Source organism: Alphaproteobacteria bacterium (genome assembly GCA_040905865.1).
Taxonomy (GTDB): Bacteria; Pseudomonadota; Alphaproteobacteria; order UBA8366.
The window spans coordinates 74,263-95,247 of sequence record JBBDQU010000085.1 but is presented as its reverse complement, the minus strand read 5'-3'; the positions used below and the strand labels follow the sequence as shown (position 1 = coordinate 95,247).

The 20,985-nt window shown below is 64.6% G+C and carries 20 protein-coding genes; 10 read left to right on the top strand and 10 right to left on the bottom strand.

Features of this window, described 5'->3' with window-relative positions:
• Window positions 1-102: 102 nt before the first annotated feature.
• Window positions 103-1,224: a molecular chaperone DnaJ gene (gene dnaJ, locus WD767_20425; protein ID MEX2618459.1), complete on the top strand. Its 1,122-nt coding sequence runs from the start codon at window positions 103-105 to the stop codon at window positions 1,222-1,224.
• Between the two features lies 1 nt (window position 1,225).
• Window positions 1,226-1,609: a hypothetical protein gene (locus tag WD767_20420; protein MEX2618458.1), complete on the top strand. Its 384-nt coding sequence runs from the start codon at window positions 1,226-1,228 to the stop codon at window positions 1,607-1,609.
• A 5-nt stretch (window positions 1,610-1,614) separates the two neighbouring features.
• Here the strand turns inward: WD767_20420 and WD767_20415 are convergent, their stop codons facing one another.
• A complete protein-coding gene (locus tag WD767_20415) occupies window positions 1,615-3,021 on the bottom strand; it encodes an amidase family protein (protein MEX2618457.1) in 1,407 nt (468 codons plus the stop codon).
• 200 nt (window positions 3,022-3,221) lie between these two features.
• On the opposite strand from WD767_20415, the gene WD767_20410 reads away from it, so the two are divergent.
• The 8 genes from WD767_20410 (at window position 3,222) to WD767_20375 (ending at window position 10,885) form a co-directional block, all read left to right on the top strand.
• Entirely contained in the window at window positions 3,222-4,139 is a 918-nt protein-coding gene (locus WD767_20410; protein ID MEX2618456.1) for a TauD/TfdA family dioxygenase, read from the top strand.
• 142 nt (window positions 4,140-4,281) lie between these two features.
• Window positions 4,282-4,674, top strand: a complete 393-nt coding sequence (locus WD767_20405) for a hypothetical protein (protein MEX2618455.1) — start codon at window positions 4,282-4,284, stop codon at window positions 4,672-4,674.
• Between the two features lie 124 nt (window positions 4,675-4,798).
• Window positions 4,799-5,869 carry a hypothetical protein gene (locus tag WD767_20400; GenBank protein ID MEX2618454.1) on the top strand — a complete coding sequence of 357 codons (1,071 nt, stop codon included), beginning with the start codon at window positions 4,799-4,801 and terminating at the stop codon, window positions 5,867-5,869.
• A 472-nt stretch (window positions 5,870-6,341) separates the two neighbouring features.
• Window positions 6,342-6,926: a permease gene (locus WD767_20395; GenBank protein ID MEX2618453.1), complete on the top strand. Its 585-nt coding sequence runs from the start codon at window positions 6,342-6,344 to the stop codon at window positions 6,924-6,926.
• On the top strand, window positions 6,923-7,426 hold the full coding sequence (locus WD767_20390) for a hypothetical protein (protein ID MEX2618452.1): 504 nt from the start codon (window positions 6,923-6,925) through the stop codon (window positions 7,424-7,426). Before WD767_20395 ends, WD767_20390 begins: the two co-directional genes overlap by 4 nt.
• 393 nt (window positions 7,427-7,819) lie before the next feature.
• Entirely contained in the window at window positions 7,820-8,653 is an 834-nt protein-coding gene (locus WD767_20385) for an MBL fold metallo-hydrolase (protein MEX2618451.1), read from the top strand.
• Entirely contained in the window at window positions 8,650-9,510 is an 861-nt protein-coding gene (locus WD767_20380) for a class I SAM-dependent methyltransferase (GenBank protein MEX2618450.1), read from the top strand. Before WD767_20385 ends, WD767_20380 begins: the two co-directional genes overlap by 4 nt.
• 19 nt (window positions 9,511-9,529) lie before the next feature.
• Window positions 9,530-10,885, top strand: a complete 1,356-nt coding sequence (locus tag WD767_20375) for an adenylate/guanylate cyclase domain-containing protein (protein ID MEX2618449.1) — start codon at window positions 9,530-9,532, stop codon at window positions 10,883-10,885.
• Between the two features lie 9 nt (window positions 10,886-10,894).
• Here WD767_20375 and WD767_20370 read toward each other — a convergent pair whose 3' ends face one another.
• The 9 genes from WD767_20370 to WD767_20330 are packed head-to-tail and all read right to left on the bottom strand — an operon-like array spanning window position 10,895 to window position 20,982.
• Entirely contained in the window at window positions 10,895-12,067 is a 1,173-nt protein-coding gene (locus WD767_20370; GenBank protein MEX2618448.1) for an ABC transporter permease, read from the bottom strand.
• Window positions 12,064-13,062: an ABC transporter permease gene (locus WD767_20365; GenBank protein ID MEX2618447.1), complete on the bottom strand. Its 999-nt coding sequence runs from the start codon at window positions 13,060-13,062 to the stop codon at window positions 12,064-12,066. The genes WD767_20370 and WD767_20365 overlap by 4 nt, the downstream gene beginning before the upstream one ends.
• Window positions 13,063-13,078: 16 nt before the next feature.
• The gene (locus WD767_20360) at window positions 13,079-14,998 is read right to left on the bottom strand and encodes an ABC transporter substrate-binding protein (GenBank protein MEX2618446.1); all 1,920 of its coding nucleotides are present in this window, start codon (window positions 14,996-14,998) and stop codon (window positions 13,079-13,081) included.
• Window positions 14,995-16,893 (bottom strand): ABC transporter ATP-binding protein, encoded by a 1,899-nt coding sequence (locus tag WD767_20355; GenBank protein ID MEX2618445.1) that lies wholly within the window; start codon window positions 16,891-16,893, stop codon window positions 14,995-14,997. Before WD767_20355 ends, WD767_20360 begins: the two co-directional genes overlap by 4 nt.
• Window positions 16,890-17,408 (bottom strand): hypothetical protein, encoded by a 519-nt coding sequence (locus tag WD767_20350; GenBank protein MEX2618444.1) that lies wholly within the window; start codon window positions 17,406-17,408, stop codon window positions 16,890-16,892. Before WD767_20350 ends, WD767_20355 begins: the two co-directional genes overlap by 4 nt.
• Window positions 17,401-18,177, bottom strand: a complete 777-nt coding sequence (locus WD767_20345) for a polysaccharide deacetylase family protein (GenBank protein ID MEX2618443.1) — start codon at window positions 18,175-18,177, stop codon at window positions 17,401-17,403. The genes WD767_20350 and WD767_20345 overlap by 8 nt, the downstream gene beginning before the upstream one ends.
• 2 nt (window positions 18,178-18,179) lie before the next feature.
• Entirely contained in the window at window positions 18,180-19,340 is a 1,161-nt protein-coding gene (locus WD767_20340) for a glycosyltransferase (GenBank protein MEX2618442.1), read from the bottom strand.
• Entirely contained in the window at window positions 19,337-19,933 is a 597-nt protein-coding gene (locus WD767_20335) for a histidine phosphatase family protein (protein ID MEX2618441.1), read from the bottom strand. Before WD767_20335 ends, WD767_20340 begins: the two co-directional genes overlap by 4 nt.
• Entirely contained in the window at window positions 19,930-20,982 is a 1,053-nt protein-coding gene (locus WD767_20330) for a glycosyltransferase family 4 protein (GenBank protein MEX2618440.1), read from the bottom strand. The genes WD767_20335 and WD767_20330 overlap by 4 nt, the downstream gene beginning before the upstream one ends.
• Between the last annotated feature and the right edge of the window lie 3 nt (window positions 20,983-20,985).

The window sequence follows — 20,985 nt, the reverse complement described above, 5'->3', positions numbered from 1 at the left end:
CACGTGAACCGGATCGGTCCAATGGAAAACAGAGCGCCTGCACCGGGATACCCGCAACCTGCTGCGGTTCCATGTAACCCGGACGTGCTCTAGGGTGGGAATATGGCTGTAGATTATTACGAGACCCTTGGCGTGGAGCGCGGCGCCAGCCAGGCTGAGCTGAAAAAGGCGTTCCGCAAGGCGGCCATGCAGTATCACCCGGACCGTAATCCCGGTGACGAACGGGCGGAACAGAAATTCAAGGAAATCAACCGCGCCTACGAGGTCCTGAAGGATGACCAGAAGCGCGCCGCCTATGACCGGTATGGCGAAGCCGCCTTTGAAAACGGCAATGGCGGCCATCCGGGCGGCGGGTTCGGGTTTTCCGGCGGCTTCGCCGATATCTTCGACGAGATGTTCGGCGCGATGGGCGGCCAGCGCGGCGGCGCGAACCGGCGCGGTTCGGACCTGCGCTACAATCTCGAAATATCGCTGGAAGAGGCGTTTCACGGCAAATCGGCCGATATCCGGGTGCCGACATCGGTCACCTGCGACACCTGCGATGGCAGCGGCGCCGAGGGCGGCGCCCAGCCCGTGACCTGCCCGACCTGCCGGGGCGCCGGCAAGATGCGCTCGCAGCAGGGATTCTTCACGGTGGAACGGACCTGCCCCGGTTGTCACGGTGCGGGACGGGTGATCGACAAACCCTGTCCGGCCTGCAACGGCACGGGCCGCACGCACAAGGAAAGGACCCTGGCGGTCAAGATTCCGCCGGGTGTCGAGGAAGGCACGCGGATCCGCCTGTCCGGCGAAGGCGAGGCCGGCATGAACGGCGCCCCGCCGGGCGACCTGTACATATTCCTGTCGATTCTGCCGCACCGCCTGTTCCAGCGCGAAGACGCCGATATCTTCTGCAAGGTGCCGATGTCGATGACCTCCGCGGCGCTGGGCGGGAATGTCGAGGTCCCGACCATCGACGGCGGCAAGGCCAAGGTGACCGTGCCGCCGGGCACGCAGAGCGGTCAGCAGTTCCGGCTGCGGAGCAAGGGGATGAGCATCCTCAATTCCCGGCAGCGCGGCGACATGTATGTCGAAGCGCGGATCGAAACCCCCGTGAACCTGTCGCGCAAGCAGCGCGAGCTGCTGCAGGAATTCGAAAAGGCCGGCGGCGGCCGTTCGGTGAGTCCGGAATCGGAGGGCTTCTTCACCAAGGTCAAGGAATTCTGGGAGGACCTGAAGGATTGAGATGGCCGAATCCGACAACAGTTACGAGGCCGCGCTGGCCGTCATGGATGCGCATCTCGCGGGGCTGAACGCCCGCGACGAGTCGGCCGTTGCCGCGACGCTGCATTTCCCGCATTACCGGCTGAGCGGCGGGCGGATGCAGGTCTGGGAAACGCCCGACGATTATTTCGCCGACTTTTTGGCCCGCGCCGGCGACGGCTGGGACCACACTGCCTGGGATTCGCTGGACCGTATCGCGGCGGGCCCGGACAAGGTCCATCTCGATGTCCGCTTTACCCGCTACCGGGCCGACGGTACGGCGCTGGGGCAGTTCCGGTCGCTCTGGGTCATTGCCCGGCTCGATGGCCGGTGGGCCGCGCAGCTCCGCTCCAGCTTCGCCGCCTGACTTCCTTATATATCCGGTTTCGCGTCCGCCCAGGGATGCGCCGCCTCATAGGCGGCGGCGGCCTGCAGGACGGTCAGGTCCGCAAAGCGCCGGCCGACGATCTGCAACCCGACCGGCAGCCCCGCCGCGGTGAAGCCGACCGGAATGGTTGCCGCCGGGCTGCCGGAAAAATTGAACGGGTAGGAAAACCCGGCCCAGGGGAACCAGTCCCAGTCATGCTGCGGCCAGCCTTCCGGGTTCAGCCGTCCGACCGGCAGCGCCGCCACGGAAACCGTCGGCGTCAGCAGCAGGTCATAGGTGGTGAAGAAACGGGCGACGGCGCTGCTGAACACCATTTTCTGCTTGCGGTGCCGGATGTATTCGGCGGACGTGCAGGCGAGCCCCTGTTCGATGCAGGCGACCAGCCCCGGGTCCATCCTGTCGCGCCATTGCGGCAGGCGGCTGCCGTAATTGCCGCCTTCATGGGCGCTCCACATGACCCGGATGGTTTCGGCGGTGTCGGGCCAGTCGAGGACCGGTTCCTCCAGCAGGGCGCCCAGCCCGGCGAAGCGCCGCGCCGCCGCGGCGCACAGCGCTGCGATTTCCGGATCGACCCGCAATCCGCCGAGATCCGGGCTCCAGCCGATACGCAGGCCGGCCACGCCGTCCCGCAGCCGTCCGGGATAATCCTCCGGCGCGCCCTCCAGCGAGGTGTTGTCCAGCGGATGCGGCCCGGCCATGACCGAGAGCATCAGCGCCGCATCGGCGACCGTGCGGGTGATCGGACCCGATGACGCGGTGCTGTCGCTGTTCGCCTGGGGCACGGCGGGAACCCGCCCGAAACTCGGCTTCATGCCGAACACGCCGCAGAAGCTGGCGGGCACCCGGACCGACCCGGCGCCGTCGCCGCCCTGATGCAGCGGACCCATCCCGGTCGCCGCCGACGCCGATGCGCCGGCGCTGGACCCGCCGGAAGTATGGTCCCGGTTCCAGGGGTTGCGGGTTTCTCCGGTCAGCGGGCTTTGCCCAATTGCCTTCCAGCCGAATTCCGGCGTCGTCGTCTTGCCCATGACGATGGCGCCGGCCGCTTTCAGGCGCGCGACCATGGGCGCATCCTGGGCGGCGGTGCGGTCGGCGAAGATGTGCGACCCGGCGCGGAATTTCAGCCCTTCCGCCGGGGCCAGGTCCTTGATCGTTACCGGCACGCCGTGCAGCGGCCCAGGGGCGGCATGTCGCATGATGGCGGCTTCCGCCGCCTTCGCCGTATCGCGGGCGCGATCGAAATCCGTATCGCTGAACGCGTTGATTTCCGGATTGACCCGTTCGATCCGCGACACGATCGCGTCGATGACTTCGACAGGGGATACCGTCCTGTCACGGATCAGGGCCGCAATTACCGTTGCGGGGGTGTAGCAGAGATCGTCGTTCGCCATGTTGGGGTCGCAGTGATTTCACGGACAGGTGCGGTTACTTCGTAGAGCACATCGTATTCAAATGGAACCGTGACAGGTTCCATTTGAACCCGTGAACGGGCCCAACGGTCGATAAGGTCGAACGGGCCCGCGTTTACATCGCGATCCGGCCGGGGTTAAGCTGGGTGAAGGCGAGACGTTTCCCAGGGAGAAAACAGCCAATGACCACCGTGATGGCGCGCGACGTAATCCCCTCCGGCAAGGCGCTCGGCGCCGAAGTGACCGGTATCGATCTTTCCGGGCCGCTGGACGGCGACACGGTGGCGTTCCTCAAGGCGGCCTGGCGCGACAACCTGGTGCTGCTGTTCCGCCACCAGAAGCTGGAGGATACGGATCTGCTGCGCATCGCCGAGGCGCTGGGCGGCGCGCAGGCCACCGGGTCGCGGCAGTATTTCGTCGACGCCGGATACAAGGAAGGCTCCGCCCGCGTCTCGAAACTGCCGGGCATTTCCTATATCTCCAACCTGGACGAGGACGGCAAACCCTTCCTGAAGGCCGAACACGCATCGGGCAGCCAGCGGCTGTTCTGGCATACCGACAATTCCTATGTCGAAAACCCGCCCAGCGGCAGCCTGCTGTATTCGCTGCAGGTGCCGGTGGATGGCGGTGGCGAAACCCTGTTCGCCAATCAGTACATGGCCTATGATTCGCTGTCCGATGCGCTGAAGGCCCGGATCGCGGGCCTGCATGTCCGCCACGACAACAGCCGCAACACCGCCGGCGGCGCCCGGCCGACCCGCAGGCTGCCCGCGACGCGCGACGAGGTCGAGGGACCGGTGCATCCGCTGGTCCGGGTTCACCCGCTGTCCGGCCGCAAGGCGCTGTATCTGGGTCGCCGCTACGCCGCCCCGTCCAGCTATATCGTCGAACTGCCGGAAGCGGAAAGCGACGCATTGCTCGATACGTTATGGGCTCATGCGACCCGTCCGGAACTGACCTGGGGACATTCCTGGGCGCCGGGCGAGGCGCTGCTGTGGGATAACCGCTGCACCCTGCACAGCCGGACCCCCGCCGACCACACCCAGCCGCGCGTCCTGCACCGCACGCTGGTCAGGGGCGAGGCGATCGTCGGCGCCTGACGCGCCGCCGCATGCTGTTAACCGAACGGTAATATTGTAGCGATTACTATAGAGGGTGCCTGGTTTAATACATGATTCGCGGTTGTCCATGACGGGCCGGTCGGGTGCGCGCGGCAATGCCGCGTTTCGGAGGTGAGACAGGATGGACTGGCCGGCTCTTCCCGATGGGACCGTTGACTGGATGACTGTCTTCCAGGCGCCCGGAACCGGGCTGATCGCGCAGATCGAACAATCGACGACGTCGGCGCAGCTCAAGGCCTGTTTCGGCGTGATTATCGAGGCGCTGTTTTCGCGCAGGAACGATTCCGAAATCCGCGCCGCCTACCACAAGGTCGCCGATGAGCTGTTCGGGAACGCGGCCGATGATTCCGCGCTGGATGCACAGAAAACCAAGCTTCGGATGGTGATGATGCGGCTGATGAACGACCGCATGCAGCGCTCGCGCGCCCATGTTGCGGTCCAGGCGGGCAAGGGCACGGCGGCGGACGAGGCCCGGCTTGCGGATGTCGATCCGCTGGCGCCGTTGCAGGAATAGCGCGCGGTCCGGGCGCGCACTTGACCCCACATCGCGGAGGCGGCACATTTCCGGTAATGTTTAGGGCGTGAACCGCGGGAAAGCCAAAAAAGCCACCGAACGTTGAACAGGGTTGGGAGATCCGATGAGCAAGAAATACAATACGTTGATTCTGGGTGCATCCTACGGTTCGCTGCTGGCGATCAAGATGCTGTTGGCCGGACATTCGGCGAAGATGGTCTGCCTGCCGGACGAGGCGACGCTGATCAACAATGACGGGCAGCGCGTGCGCATGCCGGTGCGCGGCCGCGACGGGCTGGTCGAAATCGACTCGCGCAACCTGCCGGGGATGCTGTCCGCCGCCGGACCGGAAGACGTGGACCCGAAGGATTACGACCTGATCGCGCTGGCCATGCAGGAACCGCAATACCGCTCGCCCGGCGTGCGCGAATTGCTGGACCGGGTGGCGAAATCCGGCGTGCCCTGCATGTCGATCATGAACATGCCGCCGCTGCCCTACATGGCGCGCATTCCGGGGCTGGACGCGGACAGCCTGAAGCCGTGCTACACCGACCCGACCGTCTGGGACAGTTTCGATCCCAGAACGATCACCCTGTGCAGCCCCGACCCGCAGGCCTTCCGCCCGCCGGACGAACCGACCAACGTGCTGCAGGTCAGCCTGCCGACCAACTTCAAGGCCGCGCGTTTCGAATCCGACGCCCATACCGCGATTCTGCGCCAGTTGCAGGCGGATATCGAAGCCATCCGCTACGATCCCGGCGACGGCGAAATCGAACTGCCGGTGAAGCTGAAGGTGTATGATTCGGTGTTCGTTCCGCTTGCGAAATGGAGCATGCTGCTGACCGGCAATTACCGCTGCGTCCAGGAAAACGACATGCGCGCGATCCGCGAGGCCGTGCACAGCGACCTGGACAAGTCCCGCGAGGTCTACAACTGGGTGACGTCGGTCGTCGCGGCGATGGGCGCCGATGTGGCCGACCAGGTGCCGTTCGAAAAATACGCCAACGCGGCCAACGGGCTGGCGAAGCCGTCCTCCGCCGCGCGGGCGCTGGCGGCCGGCGCGCCGAATATCGAGCGCGCCGACTGTCTGGTGCGCACGATCGCGCTGCAGAAGGGCATGAGCCTGGATACGGTCGATGAAACCGTCGGCCTGGTGGAAAGCTGGCTGGCGCGTAACCGCACGAAGGCCGCGTGACCGTTACGAATACGGAATAATAAGCCACCGCCGCGCCGGTCATGACGGCGCGGCGGCGTTTTCCGTTCGTGTTTTGTCCAGGAAAATCCGAAAACCTGCCTGAGCCCGCAGGGCAATCGGGTGAAGGAAAATATTTCCCGATCCGGCCGGCTTGGAGGGCAGTTTCCATTTTTGCGAAGCGAAAATGGCAAGGCCAAGCGGCCGTCGGTGCTCGTGCACCGTAAGCCAAGGGTGCGGAGCACCCGCCCGGCGCTTGAGGGAAGGAAAATGAAAGGGCAATCGGGTTCACCCGATTGCCCTGCCTGAGCCCACGGGACGGATTGTCCCGGGCCGGCAAAGCGGCGTATAACTCGCCGATCATTCACGACGATGAAATGTTCTGTCGCCGGTTGCCGGGCGGCGGGTGCGCCATGCAGGGGCCGCAACCCGCAAGGCGGCGCATCCGGTTCACATGTCTTTCGGAGAATAGCGGTTGAGCGAATCCGACTCTGCCAAGGTGCGGCGGCCCGGCGGCTGGAAGGGTATTGTCATCTGGCTTGCGGTGTCGCTGGCGATGGGCGTGCTGTGCTGGTGGCTCGACGGTCCGGCGGCGGTGGAAGCCTCGCTCGACAATTACGTCGACCAGATCCTCAACCTGATCCCCCGCATGTCCGCCGCGCTGCTGATCGGCGGTTTCATCCAGGTGCTGGTGCCGCGCAGTCTGGTCGCCCGCTGGCTCGGCGACGGCGCCGGGTTCCGCGGCATCCTGATCGCCACCGGCGTCGGCGCTCTGACCCCCGGCGGCCCGATGCTGGCCTTCCCGCTGGTTCTCGTGCTGCGCAATTCGGGCGCGTCGCTGACCTCGCTCATCACCTTCATCACCGCCTGGGCGGTGCTCGGCATCCACCGCATCGTCATGTGGGAACTGCCCTTCATGGGCGCCGAATTCGCCGCCGTGCGCTACATCGCGTCGATTCCCCTGCCGATCATCGCCGGGCTGACCATCATGCTGATCACCCATTTCATCGGCGACCGCAAGCCCGATGCGCCGCCCGCGAAGCCGGGGGGCGCCGCATGAACCTGGACGCCAGCATCCTCGTGCTCTGGGGCGCGGTCGGGTTCCTTGCCCTGCTGACCTGGTACAAGCAGGGCCCGCGGGGCGTGCGCGAGGGTTTGATTGGCGCGCTCAACCTCGGCAAGGTGGTGATCCGCGTCATACCCTTCGCCCTGCTGGCGGCGATGCTGCTGGCGCAGATCGTGCCGCAACAGGTCATCGCCGGGGTGATCGGCCCGGAATCCGGGCTGACCGGCATCGTCATCGCCTCGCTGGCCGGCGGGCTGGTGCCCAGCGGGCCGTTCCTTTCCTTCCCGCTGGCGCTGTCGCTCTATCACACCGGGGCCGGCCTGCCGCAGCTGATAGCCTTCATCACCGGCTGGTCGGTCTATGCCAGCTTCCGCGTCATCGTCTGGGAGCTGCCGATGATGGGCACAAGATTCACCGCCATCCGCCTCGCCGCCTCGGCGATCCTGCCGGTGGTGGCGGGAATCCTGGCGGGGCTGCTGTACGAGGTGATCTAGGGGGCGACCGGTATTCCTCCTGCGTCGCGCGGCGGCCCGGAAATTTCCCGCAGGCCTTGAACTGGCGCGACATCGGACTATATTCCTGTATTGATGTTTTAACGCCGGACAGGGTGAAATGTTAAGCGATGTTAATCGATGTATATCGCCCGGCAATTTTTTTGCCGGCCGGCACCGGCGCGATCGGCCGGATCGACGCTGGAAAACCGGTCGCGCACCGCAGGATTGCGTGAAAATGCCGATAAAAGCCAATAGATGCCAATCGAATCCCGGTTTATGCCGGCCATACCGCGCATGGGGGCCTTGATCCGTTTTTTGAGGCGGTAATGGATCGTAACGGTTACACTTCAGGCATCGGGGAGGGGCGCTGCCAGGGAACTGGAAACGCGGAGTATGACGGAGCAGCAGGAATTCAGCGTCACCTTCTGGGGCGTGCGCGGCAGTATCGCCTGTCCCGGTCCGGAAACGATCCGGTATGGCGGCGACACCTCCTGTCTGGAAGTCATGTGCGGTGACCGCCGGATCATCTTCGACGGCGGCACCGGGCTGCGCAAGCTGGGCAACAGGCTGGTGCCGCTGGGGCCGGGCGAAATCGACCTGTTCTTCACCCATACCCATTTCGACCATGTCTGCGGGCTGCCCTTCTTCATCCCGATGTTCATTCCGGGCAATATCGTGCGGCTGTGGGCCGGCCATCTGCTGCCGGAACATACCCTGCGCCAGGTGCTGGTCGAAATGATGATGGCGCCGCTGTTTCCCGTGCCGCCGGATATCTTCCAGGCCGGGGTGACCTATAACGACTTCGAATGCGGCGCGGTGCTGACCCCCGGCGACGGGGTGACGATCCGCACCGGACCGCTGAACCATCCCAACCGGGCGACCGGCTACCGGATCGAATTCGACGGGCGGGCGATCTGCTACATCACCGATACGGAACATTTCGAGGGCCGGATCGACGACAACATCGCGGCGCTGGTGCGGGACGCCGATATCATGATTTACGACGCGACCTATACGGACGAGGAATACCCGCGATTCAAGGGGTTCGGCCACTCGACCTGGCAGGAAGGCGCGAAGCTGGCCGATGCGGCGCGGGTGAAGACGCTGGTGATCTTCCATCATGACCCGAATCACAATGACGATTTCATGGATGAGGTCGCGCGCCAGGCGGACGCGCTGCGGCCGGGCACCGTCGTCGCCCGTGAAGGGCTGACGCTGCGGCCATGACGCCGTTTCAGGCATGGCGGCGGCGGCTCCGGGCCGGATTGCCGACCGTCCTGGGGCTGAACGCGCAGGGGTTCTTCATCCCCTACCGCTATGCCGGCGACATGCCGCCCTCGGTCGCGCGGCGCGGCTACCCCGCCAGCGAGGCGCTGCTGGACGCCGGCACGCCGGGTTTCGAAGGGTGGCTGAAAACAATGGACGGTTACGCCGACGGCCTGCTGGCCATTGGCGACGACGCGCCGGCGCCGGCGCCCCGCTGGTACCAGGACTGGTTTCCCCGGCTCGACGGTGCGATGGCCTATACCATGGCGCGCCGCTACGCGCCCCGGCGGATCGTCGAAATCGGCTCCGGCCATTCGACCCGCTTCTTCGCCCGCGCCGTGAAGGACGGCGCGCTGGCGACCGAAATCCTGGCCATCGATCCGGCCCCCCGGGCCGTGCTGGACGGATTGTCCAGCGTGACGCTGGACCGCCGCACGGTGCAGGAAGCCGGGCTGTCCCCTTTCGAGGGGCTGACGGCGGGCGATATTCTCGCAATCGATTCCAGCCATATCCTGATGCCCGGCAGCGACGTGGACCTGCTGCTCAACACCGTGCTGCCGATCCTGCCGGCCGGCGTGGTGGTGCATTTCCACGACATTTTCCTGCCGGACGCCTACCCCGCCGAATGGGACTGGCGCGGCTATAACGAACAGCTCGGCGTGGCGGCGCTGCTGGCGGGCGGCGCCTGGCAGGTCCTGTTCGGGAGTCACCATGTTGTGACCCGCATGTCGGATGCAGTCCGTGCTAGCGTCGCCGGGCGGCTGCCCCTGCTCGCGGGCGCGATGGAATCGAGCCTGTGGCTCGAAAAGCGCGCCTGAACAGACGAAAGCGCCAAGGATGAAACGACCGGTTCTGCCCGCTATCTTCAACCGCGGCGACAGCGGCCTCAATGTGCCGGAACGGGTGCGGGAAACGATCGCGAATCAGGAGGATGCCAGCGAACGGCTGATCGCCTGGGTCCAGTTCGGCGTCGTGCTGATCTTCGGCGCCCTGTATGCGATATCGCCGAAGACATCGACGGTGGTTCCCTGGCAGACCCCGGTCGGCATCGCGCTGGCCGTGTATTTCGTGTTCTCCGTCTTCCGGATCTGGCTGTCCTACCGCATCCGGCTGCCCGGCTGGTTCCTGGCGCTGTCGGTGGTGGCCGACCTTTCCCTGCTGCTGACCGTGATCTGGAGCTTCCATATCCAGTACGACCAGCCGGCATCCTTCTATCTGAAGGCGCCCACCCTGCTCTATGTCTTCATCTTCATCGTGCTGCGGGCGCTGCGGTTCGAGGCGCGCTATGTCATCCTTGCCGGGCTGGTCGCCGCGGGGGGCTGGCTGCTGATGGTCGGCTATGTGATTACCGTCGACCCGCACGACAACATGATCACGCGCGACTACGTCGCCTATATGACCTCGAACGCCATCCTGCTCGGCGCGGAATTCGACAAGATCATTTCCATCCTGATCGTCACCGCGATCCTGTCGGTCGCGCTGTACCGCGCGCGGCGGCTGCTCGAACGGTCGGTGATCGAGGCGGCTGCGGCGAAGGACCTGGCGCGATTCTTCTCGCCGGAGATCGCCGACAAGATCACCCATTCGGCCACCCGGATCCGGCCCGGGCAGGGCGAGGCCCGCGAAGCCGCCATCCTGATGACCGATATCCGCGGTTTCACCGCGCTGTCGAACGAGTTGGCGCCTTCGGATCTCATCGCCCTGCTGACCGAGTATGAATCGCGGATGGTGCCGGTGATCCAGGCGCATGGCGGCAATATCGACAAGTTCCTGGGCGACGGAATCCTGGCGACCTTCGGCGCGGTGCTGCCCAGCGATACCTATGCCGCCGACGCCATGCGCGCAGTCGACGACCTGCATAAGGCCTTCATCGTCTGGCGGGCGGACCGCGTCGCGGCGGGCCGCAAGCCGGTGGAAATCGGCATGGCGGTCGTCACCGGCCGGATCGTGTTCGGCGCGGTCGGCGATGAAACGCGGCTGGAATACACGGTGATCGGCGACCCGGTGAACCTCTGCGCCAAGCTGGAAAAACATAACCGGTCGGCGCGGACCACGGCCCTGACGACGGGCGAATCCTATGCGCTCGCGCAGAGCCAGGGCTATACGCCGCCAGCCCCCTGCCTCGCGCGGCGGGCCGAGGGCATCGCCGGCGTCGAAAACCCTGTCGATACCGTCGTGCTCGTCGGGCGTTAACCCGGCCCCTTACTTGTAGGGGTCGGCGGCGTCGCGCAACCCGTCGCCGAAGAACTGGAAGGCCAGCACGATCAGGATGACCGGCACGACCGGGTACATCAGCCAGGGATACAGCGCGACCACGTTGATGTTCTGCGCCTCGTTCAGCAGCACGCCCCAGCTGGTGATCGGCGGCCGCAGCCCGAGGCCAAGGAAGCTCAGCGCCGTCTCGCCCAGGATCATGCTCGGAATCGACAGGGTCGCGGAGGCGATCAGATGGCTCATGAAGCTGGGCAGCAGGTGCCGCCCGATGATCCGGCCCGGCCTGGCGCCCATCAGTTCGGCGGCGGTGCAGAAATCCTCCTCGCGCAGCGCCAGCAACTTGGACCGCACCGCGCGCGCCAGCCCCGGCCAGTCGAGCATGCCGAGGATGACGGTAATGCCGGCGAAGACGAGGATCGGACTCCAGGTCACCGGCAGGATCGCGGACAGCGCCATCCATAACGGCAGGGACGGGAAGGAGCGGATGATTTCGATGATGCGCTGCACGACGGTATCGACCATGCCGCCGTAATACCCGGCAAGCCCGCCGATGGTCAGCCCCATGACGAAGCTGATCGTTATGCCGATCAGCCCGACGGTGAGCGATATCCGCGCGCCGTAGAGGATGCGGCTCAGCACGTCGCGGCCCAGCCGGTCGGTGCCCAGCAGGAAGAGCTGCTGGCCCGCCGCCGGACAGAACAGGTGGAAACTGGCGGGGAACAGGCCCCAGAATTCGTACGTCGCGCCATTGTAATCATTGGCGGTGCAGAAAAACCGGATCGGCTGCACGCGCGAGGTATCCTCCGCATAGGTCCATTGCAGCTGTTCCATGTTGAGGCTGGGCGTCATGCCATAGACAAAGGGGCCGACGAAGCTGCCTTCATGAAACAGGTGCACCGATTGCGGCGGCGCATACAGGTATTCGGTATTGCGGGCATGCAGGTTGTAGGGCGCCAGGATCTCGCTGATCACGATCGACAGATAGACCAGCAGCAGGAAGATGCCGCTGACGACGGCCAGCTTGTGGCGCTTCAGCTTCCACCACATCAGCCGCCACTGCGACGCCATGTAGAAGCGTTCCTGCTCCGGCGACAGGGTGACGACCGTATTCGGGTCGAATTCGGCCTTGTTGACGTAATGGGGAATTGGCGAATCGGTCATCGCGTGCCTCCTCCGCCAAGCCGGATTCGCGGATCCAGCATCGCAAGCGCCAGGTCGGATAACAGCGTCCCGATCACGGTCAGCGTCGCCAGGAACATCAGGAAGGACCCGGCGAGGTACATGTCCTGGCTCTGCAGCGCGTTCAGCAGCATCGGGCCGGTGGTCGGCAGCGACAGCACGATGGACACGATCGCCGCCCCTGAAATGACTTCCGGCAGCAGGTTGCCGATATCGGCGATGAAGGGATTCAGCGCCATGCGCAGCGGGTATTTTACCAGCGCCCTGCCGGGCGGCAGGCCCTTGGCGCGCGCCGTGGTGACGTACTGCTTGTGCAGTTCGTCCAGCAGGTTGGCGCGCAGCCGGCGGATCATGCCGGCCGTGCCCGATGTGCCGATGACGAGGACCGGCACCCAGAGATGCTCCATCACGGACAGGAACTTGCCCATGGTCCAGGGCTGGTCGATGTATTCCGGGTCCATCAGGCCGCCGATCGACGTGCCGAAATAACTGTAGGCCAGCCATTGCAGCACCAGCGCCAGCAGGAAGTTCGGCGTCGCCAGGCCGAGAAAGCCGAGGAAGGTCAGGCTGTAATCGCCGATACTGTACTGCCGGACGGCGGAATAGACGCCGATGGGAAAGGCCACGATCCAGGTGAAGAGGATCGTTGTGAACGAGACAATGAAACTGAGAGCGAGCCGGTCGCCGACGACTTCCGAAACCGGACGGCTGAACTCGAAGGAATAGCCAAGATCGCCTTGCAGCAGGCCGAAGACCCAGACGAAATACTGTTCCCACATCGGTTTGCCGAAGCCGTACTGCTCCTTGATGAATTCAAGTTTTTCCGCATCGACGGCTTCGCCGCGGCTTTGCAGCTCGTTCATATAGGTGGTGAAATAATCCCCGGGCGGCAGCTGGATTATAATGAAGACCAGCGCGCTGATAACGATCAGCGTCGGGATCATGACGAGTAGTCGATGGATGATGTACCCAAACATTCCGCTGTGCCCTGCCCTATCTGCCTGCGGTTTCTTCGAGGAACCAGAAACTGTCGGGCTCGTAGATTCCGAAATGCGCACCGGGATCCCAGTTGTAGATGCCTTTCTGGGGAACGTTCCGCAGCGTGTCCCGCACGACGACCGGCTGCAGCACGCCCGAAATCAGGCCGATGGTGAAGACCTGTTCGGCATTGATCGCGAGCATCTCGTGCCAGATTTTCCGGCGGTCGGCGGTATTGGTGGACCGGTACCATTGCTTGCGCAGCTCGACCAGCCGGGCGGCCGCCGGCAGGTCAACGGGTTCGCCCATCCGGCCCATGGTTTCGGCGTGCTGGCCCCATTTCGGCCACTGGTAATGGATCTGGTGGATCGGCGCGAGATTTTCCGGGTCCATATCCGCATTCGGGACACCGTTTTCGAGGCCCGAAGAGATCGCCATGATGGTGTCGCCCGCATAGATGCGGTTGCGCATGACCTCGCGCTGCGACGGTTTGGTCAGCAGCTTGACGCCGGCCAGCGCCAGACTGTCCGTCATCAGTTCCAGGACATCCGCTTCCTCGGTGCTTTCGCCGGTCGATTCGACGATGATTTCCAGCGGCCGTCCGTCGGGCAGCAGGCGGATGCCGCGGTGGTCACGGCCGGTCAGGCCGATTTCGTCCAGCAGCCGGTTCGCGGCCGCGATGTCATACTGCGCCCAGGCCTTCTGATACTCCTCCTTGAACAGGGGGCTTTCCGGCAGCACGGTATTCTGCGCCGGCAGCGCAAGCCCGTAGTAAATCACCTGATTCAGTTCGTGGCGATTGATCCCCATCGAAATCGCCCGGCGGAACCGCACATCTCGCAACAGTTTGCGCCAGACCGGGTCGTTGGCGTTCAGATTGGGAAACAGGGTCAGGTGGGACCCCTTGGCGATACGCCACAGATAGGTCGAATAGCCGCTTTTCTTCTCGTTTCGTTTCAGGAAGGTGAAGTTGTCGAAGCGCAGGTAGCGCGCCTGCAGGTCGGACTGACCGGTACCGACCTTGGCCGGAATGATCTTGCCGCTGGCGATATTCATCACGACGCTGTCGATATAGGGCAGTTGCCGGCCGCCCGGATCGACCTTGTGGTAATACGGGTTACGCGTGAAGACGAATCGTTCCGCCGGGCCTTCCGTCGTATTGATCCAGGGCTGCAGGGACGGCAGTTTTATGTTCTGGTTACGGTACTGGTGGTCTTCCTTGTTATGCAGGGCTGCCCAGTTCCGCTGGCCCTGTTCCAGGGCCATTTCGTTCAGTTTCGTTTCATCGACGTAGCGCCGGTGGAACTGCTTCAGGTAATGTGACGGACGGTAGATATACAGCGGCGTGGCGCTGGCGAGCGCCGGCAGAAAGGCCGGGTTGGGCTTCGACCATTCGTAGCGAACGGTCGTGGCGTCGATAATGGTGACTTTCGGCAATTCGGTTCCGACACGCAGGACCGTGGTCGGCCCTGTCGGCGACAGAAACTCGTTATTGGCGACATCTTCCCAGTAATACCGGAAATCCTCGGTCGTGAACGGTTCACCGTCCGACCATTTATGGCCCGGCCGCAGATGCATCGTGAAGGACCGGCCCTCTTCGATATCGATCCGTTCCAGCAGGTCGGGCGCCAGTTCCAGGTCCCGGCCGTATTTTACCAGCCGGGCATAGCCGTAAACCACCATCAGCCGGACATCCTTGGCGCTGGCCATGATGGTATTTATAGCGCCGCCATGCCGTCCGATCGTCTGGCCTGGCTTGTTCATCGGCGCGACCAGCGGAACCTGCGGCAGCCGCTCTGCCACAGGCGGCAGGTCGCCGCTTTCCACCATTGGCGCCAGGCCCGGCGTTTCCGTATAGGTCATGGCGGCGGCGCCAACCACAGGCATGATAATCGCGGCAATCGCAATTGCGCTGCGTTTCAACCAGTATCTCATGACATCCACGTTCCAAGATCGGCGTCGGGCAGGACGCGCACCGCGTGACCGGCGCCGATACTGCGCAGGATCGGCCGATCGACACCGTTTTCCGTAAACGGGGCCGGCCAGGCGGATGGCGCCGAGGCGCGGTCTTCCAGGATGGCTGAAAAGTCCAGCAAATTATCCGGGTTCGGATCCGGCACCGCGAGCAGCAATGCCTTCGTATAGGGATGCACCGGGTTGCGGAACAGTTCCGCGCAGGGCGCCGTTTCGACAAGCCGGCCCTGGCACATCACGGCGATCCGATCCGCGATATAGTCGACCACCGCCAGATTGTGCGAAATGAACAGATAGGTCAGGCCAAGCTCGCTTTGCAGGTCCTTCAGCAAATTCAACACCTGCGCCTGCACCGACACATCGAGCGCCGATACAGGCTCGTCGCAGATCAGCAGGTCCGGCTGCAGGGCCAGCGCGCGGGCGATGCCGATGCGCTGCCGCTGCCCGCCTGAAAAGCTGTGCGGGTAGCGGTTCAGGTGCCGGACATCCAGCCCGACCAGATTCATCAGTTCCCGGGCGCTGTTGCGCCGGCTGGCCTCGTCGCCGATGTCATGGATGACCAGCGGTTCGGTAATGATGTCGAATACGGTCATCCGGGGGTTCAGCGAAGAATAGGGGTCCTGGAAGATAAACTGCATCTTCCGGCGGAAAGGGCTCAACGCTTCCTTGCTCAGGCCCAGCACGTCGATCAGGTGGCCGTGGTCGTTGAACGAAACGGCGCCGCTATCGGCGGTCACGGCCCGCATCAGCATCTTCGACAGGGTGGTTTTCCCGCAGCCGCTCTCGCCGACGAGTCCAAGGCATTCGCCGCGGGTGATCTCGAAACTCACATCGTCGACGGCGACGATCCGGCTCGCGTCGTCCGAACCGAACCAGCCGCTCTTGCGGATGACGTATTCCTTGCGCAGGTTTTCCACCTTGAGCAACGGCCCAGCCGCGTCCGCGCCGTCCGGCCAGGGTTTCTTCGCCTCGTGCAGGAATCCGCGCGCCGGTTCAATCCCCCGGATCGGGGTCAGCCTTTCGCCCGGTTTCATGTCGAAGCGGGGCACCGCGTGCTGCAGCGCCTTCAGGTAGGGATGCTGCGCATGGCGGAAAATATCGTCGAGCGTCCCCGATTCCATGACCTCGCCATGATACATGACGACGATCTCGTCGGCCATGTTGGCGACGACGCCCAGATCATGGGTGATCATCAGCACCGCCATGCCCAGTTCCGCCTGCAGGTCGACGATCAGCTTCAGGATCTGCGCCTGAATGGTGACATCGAGCGCCGTTGTCGGTTCATCCGCGATCAGCAGGACGGGGCGGCAGATCAGCGCCATCGCAATCATGGCCCGCTGGCGCAATCCCCCGGACAGTTCGAACGGGTAGGTCCGCAACGCACGGGCGGGGTCGGGAAAGCCGACCAGGCGCAGCATTTCCCGGGTCAGCTCCTGGCCCTCCGGCTTCGAACAGGACCGGTGCAGGTGCAGGGCCTCGCTGATCTGGTCGCCGACCGTGTGCAGCGGCGACAGCGATGTCATGGGCTCCTGGAAGATAATCGAAATGCGGTCGCCGCGGATCGCCCGCATTTCCGCGCGCGCCGGATCCATCGCCGCGATATCGACGGGTTCGCCCGGCCTGGCCGGATCGTTGAACATGATCCGGCCGCCGGCAATTTCCGCGGCCTTGGGCAGGATGCCCATGATGGCCTGCGAGATGACCGATTTTCCCGAGCCCGATTCACCGACAAGCGCGACCGTGGAGCCGGGCATGATCCGGAAAGACACATCCCTGACCGCCGCAACCTCGCCATTCGGGATCCTGAAATTGATCTTCAGGTTCTCGACGGAAAGGAGATTGTTCGCCGTTGTCATTCTGTAGCCTCTTCCGGGAACGTCACGGTAACGCCAAGCGTCGTGAAGTTCTCCACCGTTGTATCCGTCATCTCCGCCCCGTTCCGGAATGCCGCCGCGGCAACTCTAGCGGCAAGATCGTTAAATTGTGGCAAAGACGAATCAAGCTGCATACACCCCGTGGGACCGCAGATCTTCATCTGCATCCAACCGTCGCCGCGTCTTGCGGATTTTTCCCGTCGCGTGGAGAAATATTTCAGGTCGACACGGCTGATATCGTCCCATGCAATGCGTTTGCCGAAGGGGCCGATTGTGGCGATGGCGTCCGGAGAAACGCTGATCGTGGTGATCTGACGAAGATAGGTCCGCACGCCGAAGCCGACAAATAGCAGCAGCAGCGAACCGAGAATCGTCGCGACAACCGGGCTGCTCCCGGCATAGAAAAACGGCGTGCCGAGGATCACGACGCCGACCAGGGCGCGCAGGTAATCGCCATAGAGGCTGCGCGCCGGATACCGCAGGGACAGGCTATCCATCGGCGATCCCCGTGGCCGCGGGCATCCAGCGCGCGCCGGGATGGTCCGTCGAAACCGAGAACAGGTCTTCCAGAAAGCGCCAGCCGGCGTCGTCATGGTCGCGGTGATGCGTCAGCAGCCCGACAGGTTCCGCATCTTCCGGGGCACCGGTTCGAATTTCCGCCAGTAGCCTGACCAGCGTGTCCAGTACCGGCCCGGCGCCCAGAAAACCCCGATTGCCGCGCCAGTTCACAATGTCGACGTGGCAATTGAGCCGCCGGGGGACGGATCCGGGCTTGCGCCGCCCGAAGGCGGATATGGCCCGCACGCCGCATGCGCCCAGCTCCGCCGCGACGGGATCGGCTATCCGGTTCCAGGGCGGTACGAAGACGGACAGAAACCGGTTGCCGAACAGGCCGGCCAGCCGCTTCCGGCCTTCCACGATCTCCGGCAGCATCGTCCGCAGGGGCCGATGGTCGCCGAATTCCGATTTCTTCTCGCCGTCCGGTGCGTGGTTCGCATGGGCATAGCCGTGCTGCAGGACGGCAACATGGGGATTGTCGTCGACGAATCGAACAAGCTCCCTTGTGGCGCCGGACGGAATTACGGCAAGCGACAGGGGCCGCGAATCCGCAGTCTTCAGCAGCCGGTCCAGCGCGGGTCCGGGAACGGTGGCGTCATCGTCGCGCCACCATAAGTCTGCCTGTCTGCCCGCGGCCGCCCAGGCATCGAATTCCGCGGTAAGGTCCGACCAGTTCGCCGGATTATGGGCATACAATTGTGCGGGCATGGTCAGTTCGGCAGCGGGGGCGGGGCGGGCCGGTCGGCAATGAGGGAGGCAACAATATCGGCGGTATTGGCGGCGCCGTTGAAATCGACGCCGGACGGATCCGGCGGGGGCGCGACAAGGGCCCGGTCGATGGCCCGGGCCAGGGTTTCCGCCGTCAGCTGCGGTTCCGGGACAAGCTGGAAATGCCCGCGTTCCGCAAGGATGGACGCGCGCCGAAACTGCTCCGTTTCGCCGTGGCTGCTGAACGGCACCAGTACCGCCGGCGTTGCTGTCGCGTATAAATCCATGACGGTATTGTATCCTGCCTGACTTACGGAAACCGCAACTTTATCTAAAGTACCGCGAAAATCCGCAATGAAAGTGTCAGCCGTCACGCCGTCCGGCAAAGTTATCGAATTTCTATCCGATTCAGGCAAATTCGGTCCCGTGACCAGCCGCCACGGCGCGTCCGCCAGTCGCGTGAGCGGCCGCGCTGCAATGGCCGTGCGCAGCAGCGTCCCGCCGACCGCGCCGCCGCCCGCCGAAACAAGGACGGTATTTGTTCGCCGCCGCCGATTTCGGGCCGCCGCCGCGGTCACGTAACCGGAATACCGGATCAGATGTTCGATGGCGTCCGCGCCTGCGAAGGTGTCGCGGAATTCAACGATGCCGGGATCGCCGTGGACAATAACCGCATCGAACAAGGATTCCGCTATGCCGACAATCCAGCGGGTCCGTTCCGGGTCGTCCCGCTCGACCAGGATATCGCGAACCGACGCCGCGATAACGGCCTTTCCCCGGGCGGCTTCCAGCAAGGGCAACAATTCGAACCGGAAGCGGCGACGGCCGAAGGGGAAGCTTTCAATCAGGAGCAGATCCGGGGAAACCGATTCAAAAACCTCCAGCAGGGCGCGGCGGCGCTTGTCTTCCCAGGCGGCGTCGACCGGCTGTCCGGCGGCGTCCAGCAATGTGCTGAAACCCGCATCCGCCGTGCGCGCCGGCGGAAGCTGCAGGCGCCGCGCGCCGCCAAGGTCCTGTCCGGCTTCGTCGAAGCCGCCCGACACATAATGCACGTCCATACCGCGTGCCTGCATCGCCCGCGTTATTGCCGCCGCGCGAACCTGGTGACCGACGCCCAGCAGATGCTGGACATAGAACATCACGCGGCCGCCTCGCCCGTTCATACTTCCGGCGTTGTCATGGGGATGTTCAACTGGTGCGGGACAGGCGCCCCGTGGGGGTCGAGCCGGAACGTATGGGTGCAATTGTCGAGCAGCTTTTCCGGCGGCTTGTCGGTCATGTCCCAGGCAACCGCCATGGCGTAAAGCGCCCGGATCACGCCCTTGTGGCAGACCATGACTGTGGGCGTACCGGCGCGGGCCCGTTCCGCCAGAAACGGTCGCAGCCGGTCCTGCACGTCGCGCGGACTTTCGCCGCCGGGCGCACGGAAATCGAGTCCCTTGGCTTCCCAGGCTTTCATGAGGTTGCCCATCTGCGCCCGCAGGTCCGGCAGGGACATGCCTTCCCATTCGGACCAGTCCATTTCGACCAGGCGATGGTCGGTGGGCGGCGGTGAACCGCGCAGGATCGTTGCGGTTTCGACGGCGCGCAGCAGCGGGCTGGAGACCCATTCGTATTCGGTAAACGCCACCGGGGGACGCCACGTGCGAACCAGGGCCCGGCCGGTTTCGCTCAGCGGGATGTCGCTGCGGCCCTGTACGATGCCGGTTTCGTTCCAGTGGGTCGGGCCGTGCCGCACGACGGCAAGGATCGTCAAGACACCGCTTCCCGCAACAGCCGGCCGATGCCGATTGCCGCCGCCGCGATATCATGCTCACGTTCCGCCTTGAACATTGCCGCCCGTCCCATGCTGCGTTGTCGTTCCGGATCCTTCGCCAGCGCCCGGATCGCCGCCGCCATAGTCATGTCGTCACCGGGTGGCGTCAATATGCCGGTTTCGCCATCGGCGATTATCTGCGCCACGCCGGGAGAGCGGCCGGCGATGACCGGCGCACCCGCCGCCTGTGCCTCCAGCATGGCCATGCCGAAGGCTTCCCGCATCGCAGGCCAGACGGCAAAATCCGCCGCCGCGTGCAGCATATCCATGTCGTGCGGGCCCAGTGCGCCCAGATAGGTCACGTCGGCGCCCAGCAGCGCTTCGACATCCGCCCGCGCCGGACCGTCGCCCGCGACCAGCCAGCGCAGCGGCAGGTCGCGCAGCCCCTGCATGACCCGCCCGAGCACGCGGTACGATTCCAGCTTGTCGCCAAAGCGCATCATGGCGGAAACCGCGATCCAAACATAAGTGGGCGCGACGCCATGACGGGCGGCCAGCGTCGTCCGATGCCGCTGGCGGTCCGCCGCTGCCCGCCGTGGCGGCCCGGTATCGATAAAGGGCGGCAGCGCGACAATCCGGCTGCCCGGTCCTGTGAAGGGCTCGATGCATTCGCGGTCGACCGGGTTCAGGACGATGACACGGCTTGCCCCACGGACCGCCGCGGTCACGGCAGCCAGCCCATCGGTCCAGGGGCCGCCGGCCTGTTTCGGGGCGATACTGGCTTCCGCAATGATATAGGGGATGGCGAAGGCGTCGCAGACCAGGGGGCCGATCCAGTCCGGCGCCTTGTGATAGAGATGATAGGTAAACCAGATATCCGGCGGGTTCTCCCTGTTCCGTTCGATGAATTGCCGCGCCAGCGCCTCGCCCCGCCGCCGAATGCGGTTCTGCCTGTCTGTGTCGCCGGCGCCGTCGTATGCCCGCAGCGTGGAGGCGACGGATACGTCGTTGCCGCTGCGCCGTATGGCTTCCAGTAACAGGCGCGCCATGCG